This is a genomic window from Roseburia porci (assembly GCF_009695765.1).
Lineage (GTDB): Bacteria > Bacillota > Clostridia > Lachnospirales > Lachnospiraceae > Roseburia > Roseburia porci.
On the sequence record NZ_VUNI01000005.1, the window covers coordinates 1 to 17,645 of the forward strand.

Consider the following 17,645-nt stretch of genomic DNA (forward strand, 5'->3'; position numbering starts at 1 on the left):
CTCACCCGTCCGCCACTCAGTCACAGAACAATCACTCCGAAGAGATCAAGTAAAGTGCTTCGTTCGACTTGCATGTGTTAAGCACGCCGCCAGCGTTCATCCTGAGCCAGGATCAAACTCTCATGTTCATATTTTTCACTTGGTGAGGTTCTTTCGAACCTAGTGAAAAAACGGTTCTTCAAACTTGTTTGAAGAACTTCATTGTTTCATCCTTCAGGAATTAGCTTGGCTAATTTCCATCCGACGATTCTTTCGAATCGTTACTGTTTTAAAGGTGCATCTTTCGATGCTGTTCGTCAAATCTTTTTGATTTGCCTGAATAATTCTCATTGAATCTTTCAAGGTTTTTCACTGTTCAGTTATCAATGTTCTTTGTTGTTGTCTCATCAGCGACAACTCCTAAATAATACCATGTTCCGTTATCTCTGTCAACAACTTTTTACATTTTCTGCTACGATGTTTCGTCATCATTAACGCTCTCATCGACAGCTCAGTTATCATACCACGCACATATCCGAAAGTCAACAAATTTGTTCGAATTGTTTAAAGTAAATTAATTGTTTGAATAATTGCAAATTGTATATTCAATTTATACATTTCTTTTTCGCTTCTAAGTTCACAACCATGGCGTAAGTAAAAAGCTGATTGAATCAAATACACATCCGCATCTGCTCCAGTCAGCTTTACTCTTCTAAACTATCTTTCCTATAATATGTTTGTTTTATGAATTGTTTCTGTTTTCAAATAAACGATTGATCCATTTTAAAATACGATTTTTAAAAATAAATGCCAGAACAGTTCCCACAACTCCAAGTACCAGCATTGCTATAATTACCCCAAAATAGCCATTCATCAAAAGTTCCCCACAAAACACAAACAGAAAAATGCCTGGCACACATCCAATCGCTACTGCAAGGAAGAACTTCTTCAAATTTAATGAGGATTTTGCTGCAATATGAGGTATGATTCCGTTCGGAATTACCGGAACCACACACAGTGCCATAACCAGCCATGCAGGATGTTTTGTTTTCTTCATCAGATCCGATACGCCAGCCTGTTTTTTATTTGGGAAAAGTTCGTCCGCAGCTTCTCCCATTCTGCGTGAAGCAATAAAAATCGCAACATTCGACACTACATATGTAATATAGCAAAGAATCGTTCCTTTTATCTTTCCATATACAATTCCTGCACACATATAAATCGGTATTCCTGGGAAAATGATTGTTATGGTCTGCAGAACCTGAAGTGCCGCCAGAACAAACACTCCTTTTTTGCCAGCACCCTCAATATATTCTTGCATTTCCTGCTCGTTTCCGTTTTTTAGAAGACCAACAATATCCGGAATAAATTTTACGATAGCATATATAAGGATGACTGCTAATAAAATAATAAATATTATCTGTAAAAGATTTCTTATTTTTTTCAGTTTCTTTCTATCCATAGTTCGTATCATAGCACAAATCATATTAATTCTGCAAGTTACAATCTCTTCTTCATGACTATTCCAGATATACAAATATCATGTAAACGAATATCCATACCATGCACGTTTTGCTTCTCTATATCAAACATATTTTATGCTGGCTTATAAAAAACCATTTCACCCTCATACATCAGCATTCTGAGGTTTACCATCTTCTTGATCTGTGCCATATTTCTTTTATTTCCTCCGGCAAATACCGCAATATTTGCACAGGCATCCTCATCTTTTTTATCTACTGCTGTTCGAAATGTAAACAATATCATATTCTTAAATTCAACAACTTCTGTATTCACCCCAAGATACGGTGCAACCTCGTTTTTTGTACCTACACATACAATCTTCCGACCTTTTACTACCACGCCTCCATCCAGTGCATTTTTATTTTTCGATGAAAGAATACCATCACATAAAATAATATAATCTGCTTCCATTCGCCTCTCCCTCTTAATTTCTGAGCACTCTTATATTCAGAATTCCAAATATTTTTCTGTTTCCCACGAAAAAAGGAGCTCTCTGTTTCCAGAGAACTCCTTCGTTCATATTTATTATTGTAACAAACTCAGCAGACTATGTAAAGACCTATCCTAAAAGAGACATTTTACAGTTGGGTAAAGTTTCTTGAATTCCTGATATCTTGCCTCATATTTCTCAACAAGCTCCGGATCCGGTTCAACAGTATCTACCACTTTTACAAGTTTATTGCACGCCGTTTCCACATCCGGGAATTCTTTACAGCCAACGGCTGCAAGGATTGCTCCGCCATATCCAGGTCCTTCCTCGCTCTCAATAATATCAAGCTTCAGATTCATAACTGCTGCAATGATTTTTTTCCAAAGAGGACTCTTTGCACCACCGCCGCAGATCTTTGATCTTTCAATTTTGATTCCGAGACTTCTGGCTACCTCCAAGGAATCACGAAGTCCAAACGCAACACCCTCCAATATAGCCTGAGTCATATCTTCTCTTGTCGTATCCATTGACATTCCAATAAACATGGCTCTTGCATCTGGGTTATTATGAGGTGAACGCTCTCCCATAAGATATGGAAGATAAAATACATGGTTTTCACCAAGTGTTGTAATCCCTTTCTGTTCTCCTGCATAATCCTTCGTCTTTAAGATCTCATCCATCCACCATTTGTTGCAGGATGCAGCTGACAGCATACATCCCATAAGATGATACCCACCATCCGCATGATCAAATGAATGGAGCGCATTGTTCTCGTCAACGCCAAATTTATCACTGGAGATAAAGATTGTGCCACTTGTTCCAAGCGAAAGATTGCATCTTCCCGTTCCAACTGTTCCGGTTCCAACCGCTGCTGCTGCGTTGTCTCCGGCACCTGCAATTACCTTAACCCCGGTGGAAACACCAAGCTCAGCCGCAATCTCCGGTCTCAGATTGCCTACCACTTCATAGCTTTCAAACAACTTCGGAAGCTGTTCCTCTGTCACATGGCAGATTTCCATCATCTCTTTTGACCAGCATTTATTCTTGACGTCCAAAAGGAGCATTCCAGATGCATCTGAATAATCTGTACAGAATGTGCCAGAAAGACGATATGCGAGATAATCTTTCGGAAGCATGATTTTTTTCACTTTTGCCCAGAGATCCGGTTCATTTTTCTGCATCCAGAGGATCTTCGGTGCAGTAAACCCAGCAAACGCAATATTTGCGGTATACTGGGACAGCTTATCTTTTCCAATCTCGTTGTTCAGATACTCTGTCTCTGCCGTTGTTCGTCCATCGTTCCATAAAATGGCCGGACGAATGACTTTATCGTTCTCATCCAGTGTAACCAGACCGTGCATCTGTCCACCAAAACTGATTCCTGCAACCTGGCTCTTATCACATTCAGAAAGAAGTTCTTTCAGACCGTCCATAGACTGGTCAAACCAGTCATATGGATTCTGTTCGGACCAGCCTGGATGTGGAAAAGACAGCGCATATTCACGGGATGCTATTTTTTCAATGTGTCCTTCTGAATTCATGAGAAGCAGTTTTACTGCTGATGTTCCAAGGTCAACTCCGATATATAACATGTCTGCCTCCTATGCAAATGGATTCTCTGTCGGGTAACGGTCTCCTGCTGGCTGATTATAACCAATCTCTTCCACAGGTACACCAATATATTTAAATACTTCATATAAAGCCTTGCCATAATGTCCAAATGCTACAGCACCATGATGAGGGAAGTTTTTCTCAATCAGTACATGGCGATAGAATCTTCCCATCTCAGGAATTGCGAAAATTCCGATAGATCCGAATGATCTTGTTGCAACCGGAAGCACTTCACCATGTGCAATATAAGCGCGAAGTTTGCAATCAGCAGTGCTCTGCAGACGGAAGAAAGTGATATCACCTGGTTTGATATCTCCCTCTAATGTTCCGTTTGTAACTTCGATTGGAAGACTTCTTGCCATAATCTTCTGATATCTCATCTCGCAGAAAGCAAGTTTGCTGGATGCTGTATTTCCACAATGGAATCCCATAAATGTATCTTTTAATGTATATGGATATTTTCCTTCAATATCTTCTTTGTACATATCAGCTGGTACAGAATTGTTGATATCAAGTAACGTTACAGTATCCTCACTTACAACAGTTCCGATAAACTCACTTAAGCATCCGTAAATGTCAACCTCACAGGATACAGGAATTCCCTGAGCAGTAAGACGGCTGTTTACATAACATGGCACAAATCCAAACTGTGTCTGGAATGCCGGCCAGCATTTACCTGCAATTGCAATATATTTGCGGTATCCTCTGTGTTCTTCCACCCAGTCTTTTAATGTCAGCTCATACTGTGCTAATTTTGGAAGAACTTCGGGTTTCTTGTTACCAGCGCCAAGTTCTTTCTCCATTTCAGCAACAATCTGAGGAATTCTCTCATCGCCTTCATGTTTATTAAATGCTTCAAACAGATCTAACTCTGAGTTCTCTTCGATCTCTACACCAAGGTTATATAACTGTTTGATTGGTGCATTACATGCAAGGAAGTTCAAAGGTCTTGGTCCAAAGCTGATAATCTTTAAACTGTTTAAAGCAACGATTGCACGTGCAATCGGCTCAAATTCATGGATCATATCTGCACATTCTTCTGCAGTTCCTACCGGATATTCCGGGATATATGCTTTTACATTGCGGAGTTTTAAGTTGTAGCTTGCGTTCAGCATTCCACAATATGCATCTCCACGTCCGTCCATCAGGCTGTCCCCTGACTCTTCAGCAGCTGCAATAAACATCTTTGGTCCATCAAAATGTTTTGCAAGTAATGTTTCAGCAATCTCCGGTCCAAAGTTTCCAAGATATACAACCAGTGCATCACAGCCTGCTGCTTTTACATCCTCTAATGCCTGAACCATATGGATTTCACTCTCAACGATACAGATTGGGCACTCATAAATATGCTCCTCACCGTATTTTGCTTTGTATGCATCAATTAATGCTTTTCTTCTGTTTACAGAAAGGCTTTCTGGAAAACAGTCTCTGCTGACTGCAACTACTCCGATTTTGATATTTGGCATATTGCTCATTGTATTATCCTCCTAAAATTCGTGTAAATCATATAAACTCAATATTATTTAAATAGAAACATTCTCACCTTTTAATCCGTTGAACGCTCCTTCGATTGCTGCTTCTTCATGTGCGATCAGCCACTTGTTCTTCGCTGTCATAAGCTGATCTTCTCCGGATGCCGGCAATGTAAAATCGATATCTGTGTTTGTTCCCTTCGGAAGGATTACAACACATTTAAATCCGCCATCTTCTTTGTTGCATGGTGCATAGTGAAGTGTTGTGCTGTACATCTCCACCACACTTCCTGCGGGAACAAAAAATGCTTCGATCTTATCGGTCTCATATGTATGATCTTCTTTCACATCTGGAAGCCATCCTAAAAGAAGAACCATATCCGTTACTGCAATATTAATCTCCGAATTGCGATGATACTCTACTGCATTCAGTTTCTTGTTATTTCCATTGCAGTATCCAATCTGGATTGGTAATCCGCCAAACACGCGATTCTGAAATTCTTTCGCCTCTGGCAGTACTTCCATTTCCTCTACAGATGGCACATAAATGACATCTTCTGGAAGTGGAGTATGTTCCATTTCTTTGATAATCCTGGTACATTCAATGTTGTTCCATACTTTTCCGTATTTGCGGAATTTTTCGTCCTGAATAGAATAAATCTCCATGTCTACCCCCTGTTTATTTGATGATACCAGTATAACAGGATGTAAACATGGAGACTACCAATTCCTTGTCTTTCCAATGTCACTTTTTTGTCTTTTTTATTTGTTTGCGAAATTCATTTGGGAGAATCCCATACCGCTTACGAAACAGATTCGACAACGCTTTGCTGTTTGGGAAACCATGTTCCAACGCAATCTCCCCGATTTCTTTCTCTGTTTCCTGCAGGTCTAAAAGAGCATGTTCCAGTCTTACGCTCTGAAGATAATCTTTATAATTGATCTTTGCATATTTCATAAACATTCGCGAAAGATAAGATGGTGAATATCCAAAAATACCTGCCAGCTTTTCCAGCGTAATATCTTCCTTATAATGTTCTTTCAAATATGAAGTAATAACACCCAGACGTTTTAACTGCTTATTGCTTTTCAAAAGTTCTTCATGTACTTCCAGTTTCCGGTATTTTGTCACAAGAAGATATTGCAGCTGGTAAAACAGACTCATCATCTGAAGTTCATACCCGATTTTTCGTTCTGTATAAAGTCCGAACAGTTCAAACATCATACTGGTTACCTGACTGTCATACGTTTTCTCCCCATGTGAAAACCATATAAACTGTTCTTCCGTATAATAAGCGGAAAAAAGATTAACTGGAATCTGAAGAACAATTGTCCGGTTCGGCTTCGGTGCACGGACCGCATGCACCTCATTACTGTTTACAATAATAAAATTCCCAGTCTCGAGCGGATAATGTTTTTCATTCAGAATGAATTCCAGGCTTCCCTCCTGCACCGCAAAAATTTCAATTGACCGGTGCCAGTGCTTTTCTCTCAAATATTTTCCGTTATTTCCTTCAAATAGAAAAAGTTTAAACGGAAATCCCTGATTCGGGACGATCACTTCATGCTGATACGCCGGAGTATTCATATAAACTTACATCTTTCTTGAAATTTCAAGGCATTTCTCCATTGCCTCAAACACAGCACTTCGCATGCCTTTTCCTTCTAATACCCGTACTGCCTGAATCGTTGTTCCAGCCGGAGAACATACCATATCCTTCAGTTCACCCGGATGCATACCTGTTTCAAGCACCATTTTTGCGCTGCCGAGTACCGCCTGCGCTGCAAACGTATATGCCTGTTTTCTTGGCATTCCTCCCGCAACTGCCGCATCTGCCATCGCCTCAATAAACATAAATACATACGCTGGTGAACTTCCACTGACTGCAGTCACGACATCCATAAGATGCTCAGCAATGACTTCTGTCCTGGAAAATCCACTGCAGATATCACGTACAAGGCTAATATCATCCTCTGTAACAAGTGAATTTACACACATTCCCATCATGCCTTCTTTAACCATAGCTGGTGTATTCGGCATCGTACGAATGATCTTCAGTTCCTTTCCAAACTGCTCCCCTAACCACTCAAGTGTTTTTCCAGGAGCAATCGAGATAACGATTTTCTCCTCTGAAACAACATCTCTGATCTGTGCGATCACTTCTGCATAAAACTGCGGTTTTACTGCCAGAAAAAGAACATCTGCAAATGTAGCAACTTTGGCATTATCTGTCGTTGCCTGAACACCGAGTGCATTCTTCTTATCTTCCAGTGATTTTTCACTCTTTGTAGAGATCATAATCTCCTCTTTGGTGCATTTTCCTGAATCAAGAACGCCTTTCACCATGGCCGTTCCCATATTTCCACATCCAATAAATCCTAACTTCATAACATTTCCTCCTTGCTGTCTGTAATTTATGCTTTTTTCATTGCAGAAGATTCATATTTATCTCCAACACGTCTGCGATGAAAGTTGTACGCCCAGAGTATTGGCTTTTCGATATAACGCTTCAGAACGATCTGAATCTCTTCTTTCGGATGGATTGGCTTCACCAGAATCGTCCGGATTCCGGCAATATTTGCACCCATTACATCCGTAAATATCTGATCTCCCACAAAAATTGTATTCTCCGAAGTCGTATTCATCTGTTCCATTGCTTTTCTGTAATTCGCAGGTTTTGGTTTTCCTGCTTTAAAAATGTAATTAACATGAACAGCATCATTAAACATTTTTACACGTGGTTCTTTATTATTCGATAATAAGGTGCAGGCAAAGCCAAGTTCCTTCAAATGTGCGAATAATGCAATTGCTCTCTCATCCGCCGGTGCTCCATGAGGAACCAGCGTATTATCTATGTCAAAAATAACGCCCCGGTAACCGTCACGATACAGTTTGTCAAAATCAATTATATACGTAGATTCCAAATATTCATCTGGGTAAAAAATACTCATTCCTGTTTCTCCTGTCAGTTGCATCTGTTTTATTATCTATTAAAACACAAAAAACCGTATTGGGCAACTATGCCAATACGGTTACATGTTCATTCTCTATGTCAGGCTGAAATTCTCCTCTGGACGAACCACAAGATCAGAAGAAACCTTTGTCGTATTTCCTGCAGTGATATCATCTCCGACAAAAAACTGATACTGCTTCAACACCTGATCTTTCTCCAGACCGGATAATGCTTTCTCTACATCCAGGCTGTTCAGATCACTGTCAGCACCCTTTAATTCATACGAAACGCCTGGCTGATACTCTTTTGCATAATCAGCAGAATTGTACGTCTGACGTTCTCTTGCAGCATGTAAATCAGCATTCCCATCCTGCGAATTCGATCTGTTTCCAGCTCCGGCATCTGCTTCCAATGACTGTGACTGTACGATCTGCTGCTGTCTGATCTCATTTAACTTTATGGAATTGTATTCATAAAATCCAGCGTATGGACGAATCCCTGATATATTCATGATTACCCCCATCCGGCTAATAAAATCAGCCAAGGCTCCTTTCTTCTTATATTATCGAACAAATTTTATCATTTCTAAATAGGAAAAAAGTCCTTTCCAGCATTTTATACCAGCATTTTCTTAAGTTCATTCATAAACGTGTTCACATCTTTAAATTCACGGTATACAGATGCAAAACGCACGTACGCAACCGGATCCAGATCCTTGATCTTATCTACCACAATCTCACCGATCTCACTACTTGGAATCTCTTTCACCTCACGGTTGAAAATCTCCACTTCCACATCATCGATCAGTTTTGTGATCTCAGCTGCGGAAATCGGTCTCTTGTGGCATGCACGTAAAACTCCCGCCTCAATCTTGGATCTGTCATACTGTTCACGATTATTGTCTTTCTTAATTACAATGAGTGGAATTGTCTCTACTTTCTCATATGTAGTAAAACGTTTCCCACAATCATCGCAAAGTCTCCTGCGTCGGATTGCATGATTATCATCTGCCGGTCTTGAATCAATTACCCTGGTATTCTCGCTGCTGCAAAACGGACATTTCATATGTTTATTCCTCCTGCACTCTCTGTGCTTATCGGTATAAATCTGACTTTTTCTACAGTATATCTTTCCCAAAAATGAATGTCAACCGTTACAATTACAGTTTCTTTTTCATTTCTTTTTCATCCAGTTCTACAAGGATAATATCGGGTCCGATCTTTACAATTTTGCACCATGGAATCCAGAATTCAAAGTCATGACACAGACACCCAAAATACTTTGGAGGTCCTGGAACGATCAATGCATTGATCTCTCCGCATTTTGGATCAAAATCAATATCACGGACTGTTCCAAAACATCTGCAGTCATTTACATTGACCACTTCTTTATCACATAATTCCGAATAACGCATCGCATCATCCCAACTGCGGTTGTTTCCTTATATGATATGTAAAAACCTCTTAAAAAAGAAGAATTTATGCTTATACGTTAAAACGGAATAAGATTACATCGCCGTCTTTTACAACATACTCTTTTCCTTCCAGACCAACGATTCCTTTTTCTTTTGCTGCAGATAAACTTCCACAATCCAGAAGATCCTGATAGTTTACAACCTCTGCGCGAATGAATCCACGTTCAAAATCAGAGTGGATCTTACCTGCTGCCTGTGGAGCCTTGGTTCCTTTTTTGATCGTCCATGCTCTTGTCTCATCTTCGCCTGCAGTAAGATAGCTGATCAGTCCAAGCAGACTGTAGCTTGCCTTAATCAGTTTCTCCAGACCGGATTCTTTTAATCCAAGATCTTCCAGAAACATTGCTTTCTCGTCATCATCCAGTTCTGCAATCTCCTGCTCGATCTGTGCACAGATTACAAATACCTCGCTGTTTTCCTCTTTGGCTTTCTCTCTGACTGCCTGTACATATGGATTGTTTGCACCGTCATCCGCAAGATCATCCTCCGATACATTTGCAGCATAAATCGTAGGTTTTGCAGTGAGCAGATTGTAGGAATTGAACCATTCCTCCATATCTTCATCTTCCGGAACTTCAAATGTTCTTGCCATCATTCCATCCTCAAGGTGTTTCTTCAAAGCTTCCAGAAGTTCTAATTCTTTTGCAAGTGTTTTATCCATACGTGCCTGTTTTGCAACTTTTGCAATACGGCGCTCTAAGATTTCAATATCTGAGAAAATCAATTCCAGATTGATTGTCTCGATGTCACGTGCAGGATCAATGCTTCCATCTACATGTACAATATTGGTATCCTCAAAGCAACGCACTACATGAACGATCGCATCTACTTCACGGATATTTGCAAGGAACTGGTTTCCAAGTCCTTCACCTTTACTTGCTCCTTTTACAAGACCAGCAATGTCCACGAATTCAATAACGGCTGGTGTCACCTTCTTGGAATGATACATATCTCCAAGTAATTTTAATCGTTCATCCGGAACAGCAACGATACCAACGTTCGGATCGATGGTACAGAATGGATAGTTTGCCGATTCTGCACCAGCCTTTGTCAGTGAATTAAACAGTGTACTTTTTCCAACGTTTGGAAGTCCAACGATACCGAGTTTCATAATGTATTATACCTACTCGAAAACCTTTTATTACCAAAGGTCTTCACCTTTCTATATTATTTACTACATAAAGTTGTCATGCTATTTAAGCATATCATGCCTGAGTAAATGAGCTTGATACAGCCTTATATTATACTATATATTTCATATTTTTAAAACTGTAAAATCGATTTTTTTGCATCAATCCAGTGATGTGACATACTCACTATTTTCTCTATTTTTCCACCTCGTCGAGAGCTTCTTCATATATATCACCAATAAAGATCTCATTCCGCTTTTTCTTTTTTACGCGGTACAAAAGCATATCCGCTGCATGTAAAAAGTCCCAGCTTTTATTTCCATACTCTGGAACGTCATAACAGATTCCCTGGGATACCGTCACTATGTCAGTAACCTGGGATTCGCTGTGTGTGATTCCAAGCTTCATCACTGCTTCTTTAAATCTTTTTGCCTTATCATATACCTGTTGTGCACTCAGTCCACTATAAATAATAATAAATTCATCTCCGCCATAACGAGCACAGAAAATCTGATCATTCTGCATCTTTTTAATCAGACTGGCAACCTTCTTAATGCATTCATCCCCAGCCTGATGTCCATAATGATCATTATACTGTTTGAAGTAATCAATATCGAGGATTTCAAAAGCAAGCGGTATTTTCTTTTCGTAACAGGATTCTACGATTTTTTCAGAATAATCGGTAAAACGATACCGGTTCATAAGACCGGTAAGCGGATCTGTTTCTGCCTTCTTCATCAGTTCCTGATTGATCTGCTCCAAATTGATTCTTTTTTCATTGGCATGTTCCAACGCACTTCTTACATAAAGCATATTGGCAATCATACTCTTGCTTTCCTGTTCCGCACTCTCTGTCTTCTCATAAAACTGGACTGCTGTCTGTAAATATGCTTCCTTTTGTCCAAGCTTATTATAGTATTTCATTTTCAAAGAAAGCAGCTTTCTCTCAAGATTGGCAATCTTTGTCGATTCCACAACCGGCTCCAGCTGTATGCAGATTTTTTTAAGAACATCCATACGGTCAATCTCAACCAGAAGCCAGCAAAAGTTATACAGATCATCGAAAATATCCATAAGTGCCATTTTCTTACCGATATGGCTCTGTATATCTTCAATGCACTGATCCCGTCTTATATCATCTCCTATCTTGTGATAGTAAGAGGCTCTCATACAGTCTACATAGACATAATCCATATCATCGAAATGCGGCTGGCACTCTTTCTTCAGCCTTTCGATGTATTCTGCTGTTTTCTCCATTCTGCCACAACGCATATGACAGAGTGCAAGATTCGTGTAGATTGTGGTCAGCGTTGTAATACTGCGTTTATCCTCAGGCGTATTGTAATAGTCATCGCATGCTTTTTCAAAATAACTTTGCGCCTCGCCGTAAATCTGATTGTCCAGATACAAATATCCAAGGTTCAGATAGATGCTGCTTTCCACGGTATGGATTTCATGTTTTCTGCAATAATCAAGTCCTGTCAGATAATAGTCCGCAGCTACAGAAGCATTTCCTTTGCTGATCGAACTGATTGCCATCAGATTATAGGATCTGGCGACCCGCTCCCACTGACCACTTTCTTCCAGATAACTAATAGCCTTTGCCAGATCCTGAAACATCGGTTCAACTTCATTGCGTACGTAATGGGCTTCACCACTGTGATAATATGCAAAGCCAAGAAGCCAGGCATCCTTACTCTGCCCGGCTTCCTGTTCCATTGTGGCACACACTTTCAAAACCCGTGCAGTATCTGTCCATCTGTTATCTAAAACCTCCTGCACCCATGCATTTGTTTTCTCATTTGTTTCACGGATTTCCATGCTGTGATCACCCTTTCATTCTATCCTTAGTCAATCGACTCAATTACGATCAGTATTCCACTTTCAAATATGATCTCTGCTTTATAATCCACAATCTCATTGCTCACCCCAAGTGAATTAAATCCTCCAAGTTCATAATGATCCAGCGGATACTTCATCCCTTTTAATGTAAGTCCCGTAACTTTTTCCGAATACGGAATCAGAGAAACATATTTTCCAAACTGTTCTGTTTTTAAGATTTCAAGCGAATGATCTGCCATTCGTATTCTGTTGTTTGCATCCAGTATTGTAATTGGAACTTTCTGCTCCAGACCAATTCCCAAAAGGCTGATATTACCAAGCACATGATCCATTCTTGTTCCGGTAGCACCAAGCAGCGTAATCTCCGACGCGCCATGTGCAATCGCATAGCGGATTGCATATTCGGTATCCGTATCGTCCTTGATCGGATTTAACTGATGAAATTCAACGGTTTCATATTTCTGAAAGAATTCAAGTGTTTCCGCTTTTACCGAATCAAAATCTCCGATGATCACATCCGGCACAATATCTTCCCGTTTTAAAAATTCCATACCGGAGTCAGCCGCCAGAATCACATCAAACTCTTCATCTCTGAGCAGTTCACCCGCAAAAGCATCCTGGATTGAACCTCCGGATATAATAACAAATTTCTTATTTTTTTTTCCCATATGTTATCCACCAACCTTTTTGTCAGAGAGTGTTCTGTCCACATCAGCCGTTTAAGATATCCAGAAAACGGCATACGTTTTCCCCGATTTCACCACTGAATACTGCATTTCCAGCTACAATGATATTAGCTCCTGCATCCATAAGCTTTGTGCAGTTCTCCAGATTAATTCCGCCGTCTACTTCAATATCGGCTTTTGTTCCGGTTTTCTCAATCATTTTTTTCAGATCCGCTACTTTATCAATGGTATACGGAATCAGTTTCTGTCCTCCAAATCCCGGATTGACAGTCATGATCAGAACCATGTCTACTTTTGGAAGCACATATTCGATCGCACTGAGCGGTGTTGCCGGATTAAGCGCCACACCAGCTAATATGCCCCGTTCCTTGATTGCCTCAATCGTGCGGTCAAGATGTTTGCATGCTTCCGCATGTACTGTGATAATGTCCGCTCCCGCATCTGCAAACTGGTCTATAAACCGGATCGGTTCATCGATCATAAGATGTACATCAAACATCCGGTCTGTAAGTCCACGAATGGATTTGATAACCGGAAATGCGAATGATATATTCGGTACAAAACTTCCGTCCATAACGTCAATATGCACATACTGTGCTCCTGCCTCATCCAGCTGTCTGATCTGATCTCCCAAATTTGCAAAATCTGCTGATAATATCGATGGTGATAAGCAATTCATATAATAGCGCTCCTGTAATTAATATTTTTTCGGTTTATTTTTCAGTTCCTCATATAAAAGAACATAGTTATCATAGCGGATCTGGCTGATCCTGCCTTCCTGTAATGCATCCTTGACCCCACAGTCCGGCTCACTGATATGGCTGCAGCCCTGAAATCTGCAATTTGGTTCAAACTCACGAAATTCCGGATAACATGTCCACAGATCTTCTTTTTCAAATCCCGGTACATCCATCGAGGAAAATCCCGGGGTATCCATAATATATGTTTTCTCGGATATCGGAATCAGTTCTGAGTGACGGGTTGTGTGTTTTCCTCTTTCGATTTTACGGCTGATTCCACCAGTCTCCATACGCACTCCGTCCTGAAGACTGTTGACCAGTGAAGATTTTCCAACTCCGGATGGACCTGCAACGGCTGTGGTTTTGCCTTCGAGAAGTTTCTTTAATTCATCCACGTGCAATTTCGTTTTTGCACTGGTAAACAGAATGTTATATCCTGCAGGCTCATATATTTTTCTGAGCTGTTCTTTCTCTTCGTCATCTATCAGATCACACTTGTTAAAACAAATGGTGACCGGCACCTTCTGATATTCCATCATACAGAGAAACCGGTCTAACAGGTTAAAATTCGGCTGTGGTTTCGCTGCTGCAAATATCACAAGTGCCATATCAATATTAGAAACTGCCGGCCGGATCAGTTCATTGCTGCGCGGATGAATTTCTTCTACATTTCCCAGTTTCTTGTCTTCATCCAGTACCGCAATCGTAACATCGTCTCCAACCAGCGGTTTTATTTTATCTTTTCGGAAGGCACCTTTGGCCTTACATTCATAAATTCCGGTTTCTGCTACATGAACGTAGTAGAAACCGGAAATTCCTTTCACAATTTTCCCTTGCATAATCTCCCTGTTACTGTTGTGTGAATTGCGGGTTATAAGTTGCAGCCGTTACTGTCTTGGTATTAGATGTAGGATTTCCAGCCTCATCTATTTCTGTCTCTTCATATGTTACAGTTATAGTTCCGCTTGTCGATCCTTGAATATCAGACTTTGTAACCTTTGCACTTCCAGATGCCAACTCTGATGCAGATTTTGTTGACTGATCCAGCACGTTTCCATTTCCATCTAAAAGTGTTACAGTGGCACTTTGAACGCCATCTGGCAGTTTTAATGACGGTATTGTATAATCACAACTATATGATTTGACAGAAGGTCCCTTGCTGACAACAATCGTAATATCTGTTCCCTTATTTACTGTCTTACCAGGATCAATGCTCTGTGAAATGACCTGCCCCTGAGCTACGGTATCACTGTAATCCTCCTGAACCGTTACATTCAGTCCCTGTCCGGATAAGGTGGACTGTGCACTTCCGGAATCTGCTCCGCGAACATCCTGTACGGTAACCGGTTCAGCACCCTGGCTGATTACGATTGTTACGGATGTTTTCTTTTCTACCTGACTTCCAGATGCCAGTGACTGGGAAATAACTTTTCCGGTTTCCACATTATCATCATACTGATACTGTTTTTGATAGGTAAGATTATTTGCTTTTAATGTATTTACCGCATCGGTTTCTGTTGCGCCGGTTACATTTGGTACCGTTGTCATATTCTCGCTCTTGGTAGAGCCACATACGATAACGTTGATCGTACTTCCCTCTGCAACTTTCTTGCCTTCATCTACATCCTGTTCGATGATCTGATCTTTCTCATATTTGTCAGATTCCTCATAAGAAGCAACAAAGAGCTTAAGTCCGAGTTTATCCAGTTCCTTCTGAGCTTCATCAGTTGTCATTCCAGTGATGTCGATCATAGTTACCTGTTTCTTCTCTTCAGACTCTGTTTCTGTCTCCGTCTGTGTCTCTGTCTGAGTCTCTGTTGTCTTATTATGTTTCGAAGGTTTGAACATTCCGAAAACGCTTCCAACAAGATAGATGATCACAATTACGATTACAACTGCAGCAACAATTCCCATGATTGTAACCGCTTTATCCATTTTCGGATTCAGAGTTCCCTCTTCATCCTCGTCCTCATCATCTTCGTCTTCTTCAATCTCATCTGGATCTTCTGTATCTTCTTCGTCATCCTCGTATTCGCCGTCTTCATAACCTTCTTCATCAGAATCCTCCGGCTGTGGATTTGCCTCTTCGTTGATACGTTTTAACTCATCCTCGCTGATCACTTTTGTCTTGCCATTGTCAACTGCCGGCACCATAACGACAAAATCCTCATTCGGACTGATCAGTGATTTCCGAAGATCACTTAAAAGCTCTGCAATCGTCTGATAACGACGATCTGCATTCTTCTGTGTACATTTCAGGATGATTTTTTCCATACTGATTGGAAGGTTTGGTGCATATGCACTCGGAGCAACCATTTCTTCCTGTAAGTGCTGGATTGCAACAGCAACCGTCGTATCTCCATCAAACGGCACACGGCCCGTTACCATTTCATACATCACGATACCCAGGGAATAAATATCACTTCTTCCATCCACAAATCCATTTCTAGCCTGTTCCGGAGAAGCATAATGTACGGACCCCATCACATCGGAACTGATCGTATTAGAAGATGCTGCACGAGCAATACCAAAATCTGTAACTTTTACTTTACCTTCTGTAGAGATGATGATATTCTGTGGTTTAATATCCCGATGGATAATATTCTTGTTATGGGCTGCCTCAATACCTCTTGCGACCTGGATTGCAATGCTGACAGATTCTTTAAATGAAAGCTGTCCCTTTTTCTCAATGTAGGTTTTGAGGGTGATTCCCTCCACATATTCCATAACGATATAATGCATTCCATTCTCGCTGCCTACATCATAGATATTTACAATATTTGGATGCTCTAACCCTGCTGCGGACTGTGCTTCGGTACGAAATTTCGTTACGAAATTCATATCCTCAGAAAATTCCTGTTTTAATACTTTAATTGCAACAAAACGACCAAGAATATGATCCTTTGCTTTGTAGACATCGGACATTCCGCCTGCTCCGACTTTGCCTACGATCTCATATCGATCTGCTAAATACATGCCCTCAGTTAACATTCTTTCACCTCATCAGATAATAGTTTAATTATAATCGCTGTTATGTTATCCTTGCCGCCATTCTGATTTGCTGTTTCAATCAGAGTGCGTACCTGCTGTTCTACGTCTTCATTCTCTGAAACAATTCGGTATATGTCTTCATCGTCAATCATATTCGTAAGACCATCAGAACATAATAATACGGAATCTCCGTCATGTAACTCAATTTCAAAAAAATCAACTTCTACCATATTCGCGGCACCTACGGCCCTCGTTATGATATTTTTGTCCGGATGTGCCTTTGCCTGTGCCTCATCCATTTCTCCAAGGCGAACCATCTCTTCAACAAGGGAATGATCTCTTGTAATCTGTCTAATGCCATTACCGATTACATAAAGCCTGCTGTCTCCAACATTTGCGACAACCATCTTATGATCTGTGATCGTTGCTGCGACAATGGTCGTTCCCATTCCGCGCTTTGTCTCATCCTCTTTGGATTCCTCGATCAGTATCTCATTTGCTTTTTCAATCGCTTCATTCAGAATCGTAACCGGTTCTGTCTCAGTACTTCTGGCTACAGATGCCGTCACCCGTTCAACCGTGTAACGTGATGCGTATTCACCGGCTTTATGCCCGCCCATGCCATCTGCCACAATATAAAGATTCGGGAGATTGCCGACTGGTGTATCACACGCAAACAAATAATCCTGGTTCATCTCACGTCTGATTCCAGTATCTGTCATGGAAAACGTCTTCATCTGCCTTGCCTTCCTTTCTGCCGAAATAAACATTACTGCGAAAAAGTTTTATCTTCCTTTTGTCGATTCTGCTAA

The 17,645-nt window shown here is 40.6% G+C and carries 18 protein-coding genes and 1 rRNA gene; all 19 read right to left on the bottom strand.

Annotation, left to right across the window (positions count from 1 at the left end; all coding sequences use genetic code 11):
• Positions 1–128: ribosomal RNA gene (locus FYJ75_RS04230) — 16S ribosomal RNA — on the bottom strand; the annotation flags it as partial.
• Positions 129–721: 593 nt separating this feature from the next.
• Positions 722–1,300 (bottom strand): TVP38/TMEM64 family protein, encoded by a 579-nt coding sequence (locus FYJ75_RS04235; RefSeq protein WP_195838939.1) that lies wholly within the window; start codon positions 1,298–1,300, stop codon positions 722–724.
• A 275-nt stretch (positions 1,301–1,575) separates the two neighbouring features.
• Positions 1,576–1,914: a hypothetical protein gene (locus tag FYJ75_RS04240; RefSeq protein WP_154429180.1), complete on the bottom strand. Its 339-nt coding sequence runs from the start codon at positions 1,912–1,914 to the stop codon at positions 1,576–1,578.
• A 153-nt stretch (positions 1,915–2,067) separates the two neighbouring features.
• Positions 2,068–3,525, bottom strand: coding sequence for a xylulokinase (xylB, locus tag FYJ75_RS04245; RefSeq protein WP_154429182.1), 1,458 nt, complete (start codon positions 3,523–3,525; stop codon positions 2,068–2,070).
• Positions 3,526–3,534: 9 nt separating this feature from the next.
• The gene (locus FYJ75_RS04250) at positions 3,535–5,019 is read right to left on the bottom strand and encodes an L-fucose/L-arabinose isomerase family protein (protein WP_154429184.1); all 1,485 of its coding nucleotides are present in this window, start codon (positions 5,017–5,019) and stop codon (positions 3,535–3,537) included.
• A 48-nt stretch (positions 5,020–5,067) separates the two neighbouring features.
• The gene (locus FYJ75_RS04255; RefSeq protein WP_154429186.1) at positions 5,068–5,682 is read right to left on the bottom strand and encodes a DUF4867 family protein; all 615 of its coding nucleotides are present in this window, start codon (positions 5,680–5,682) and stop codon (positions 5,068–5,070) included.
• A gap of 79 nt (positions 5,683–5,761) precedes the next feature.
• Positions 5,762–6,604 (bottom strand): AraC family transcriptional regulator, encoded by an 843-nt coding sequence (locus FYJ75_RS04260; protein ID WP_154429188.1) that lies wholly within the window; start codon positions 6,602–6,604, stop codon positions 5,762–5,764.
• Positions 6,605–6,610: 6 nt separating this feature from the next.
• Positions 6,611–7,405, bottom strand: coding sequence for a pyrroline-5-carboxylate reductase (proC, locus tag FYJ75_RS04265; protein WP_154429190.1), 795 nt, complete (start codon positions 7,403–7,405; stop codon positions 6,611–6,613).
• Positions 7,406–7,431: 26 nt separating this feature from the next.
• Positions 7,432–7,968 carry a YqeG family HAD IIIA-type phosphatase gene (locus tag FYJ75_RS04270; RefSeq protein WP_154429192.1) on the bottom strand — a complete coding sequence of 179 codons (537 nt, stop codon included), beginning with the start codon at positions 7,966–7,968 and terminating at the stop codon, positions 7,432–7,434.
• 96 nt (positions 7,969–8,064) lie between these two features.
• Positions 8,065–8,514 (bottom strand): hypothetical protein, encoded by a 450-nt coding sequence (locus FYJ75_RS04275; protein ID WP_154429194.1) that lies wholly within the window; start codon positions 8,512–8,514, stop codon positions 8,065–8,067.
• Between the two features lie 71 nt (positions 8,515–8,585).
• Positions 8,586–9,035, bottom strand: a complete 450-nt coding sequence (nrdR, locus tag FYJ75_RS04280; protein ID WP_154429196.1) for a transcriptional regulator NrdR — start codon at positions 9,033–9,035, stop codon at positions 8,586–8,588.
• A 94-nt stretch (positions 9,036–9,129) separates the two neighbouring features.
• A complete protein-coding gene (locus FYJ75_RS04285) occupies positions 9,130–9,384 on the bottom strand; it encodes a YlmC/YmxH family sporulation protein (RefSeq protein WP_154429198.1) in 255 nt (84 codons plus the stop codon).
• A 70-nt stretch (positions 9,385–9,454) separates the two neighbouring features.
• Positions 9,455–10,555, bottom strand: coding sequence for a redox-regulated ATPase YchF (ychF, locus tag FYJ75_RS04290; RefSeq protein ID WP_154429199.1), 1,101 nt, complete (start codon positions 10,553–10,555; stop codon positions 9,455–9,457).
• 214 nt (positions 10,556–10,769) lie between these two features.
• The gene (locus tag FYJ75_RS04295; protein WP_154429201.1) at positions 10,770–12,395 is read right to left on the bottom strand and encodes a diguanylate cyclase; all 1,626 of its coding nucleotides are present in this window, start codon (positions 12,393–12,395) and stop codon (positions 10,770–10,772) included.
• A gap of 26 nt (positions 12,396–12,421) precedes the next feature.
• Complete coding sequence (locus FYJ75_RS04300; RefSeq protein WP_154429203.1) at positions 12,422–13,084, bottom strand: thiamine diphosphokinase; 663 nt, start codon at positions 13,082–13,084, stop codon at positions 12,422–12,424.
• A 43-nt stretch (positions 13,085–13,127) separates the two neighbouring features.
• Positions 13,128–13,781, bottom strand: coding sequence for a ribulose-phosphate 3-epimerase (rpe, locus tag FYJ75_RS04305; protein WP_154429205.1), 654 nt, complete (start codon positions 13,779–13,781; stop codon positions 13,128–13,130).
• A gap of 18 nt (positions 13,782–13,799) precedes the next feature.
• Complete coding sequence (gene rsgA / locus FYJ75_RS04310) at positions 13,800–14,681, bottom strand: ribosome small subunit-dependent GTPase A (protein WP_154429207.1); 882 nt, start codon at positions 14,679–14,681, stop codon at positions 13,800–13,802.
• A 10-nt stretch (positions 14,682–14,691) separates the two neighbouring features.
• The gene (pknB, locus tag FYJ75_RS04315) at positions 14,692–16,833 is read right to left on the bottom strand and encodes a Stk1 family PASTA domain-containing Ser/Thr kinase (RefSeq protein WP_154429209.1); all 2,142 of its coding nucleotides are present in this window, start codon (positions 16,831–16,833) and stop codon (positions 14,692–14,694) included.
• On the bottom strand, positions 16,827–17,570 hold the full coding sequence (locus tag FYJ75_RS04320; protein WP_154429211.1) for a Stp1/IreP family PP2C-type Ser/Thr phosphatase: 744 nt from the start codon (positions 17,568–17,570) through the stop codon (positions 16,827–16,829). The genes pknB and FYJ75_RS04320 overlap by 7 nt, the downstream gene beginning before the upstream one ends.
• Positions 17,571–17,645: the final 75 nt, after the last annotated feature.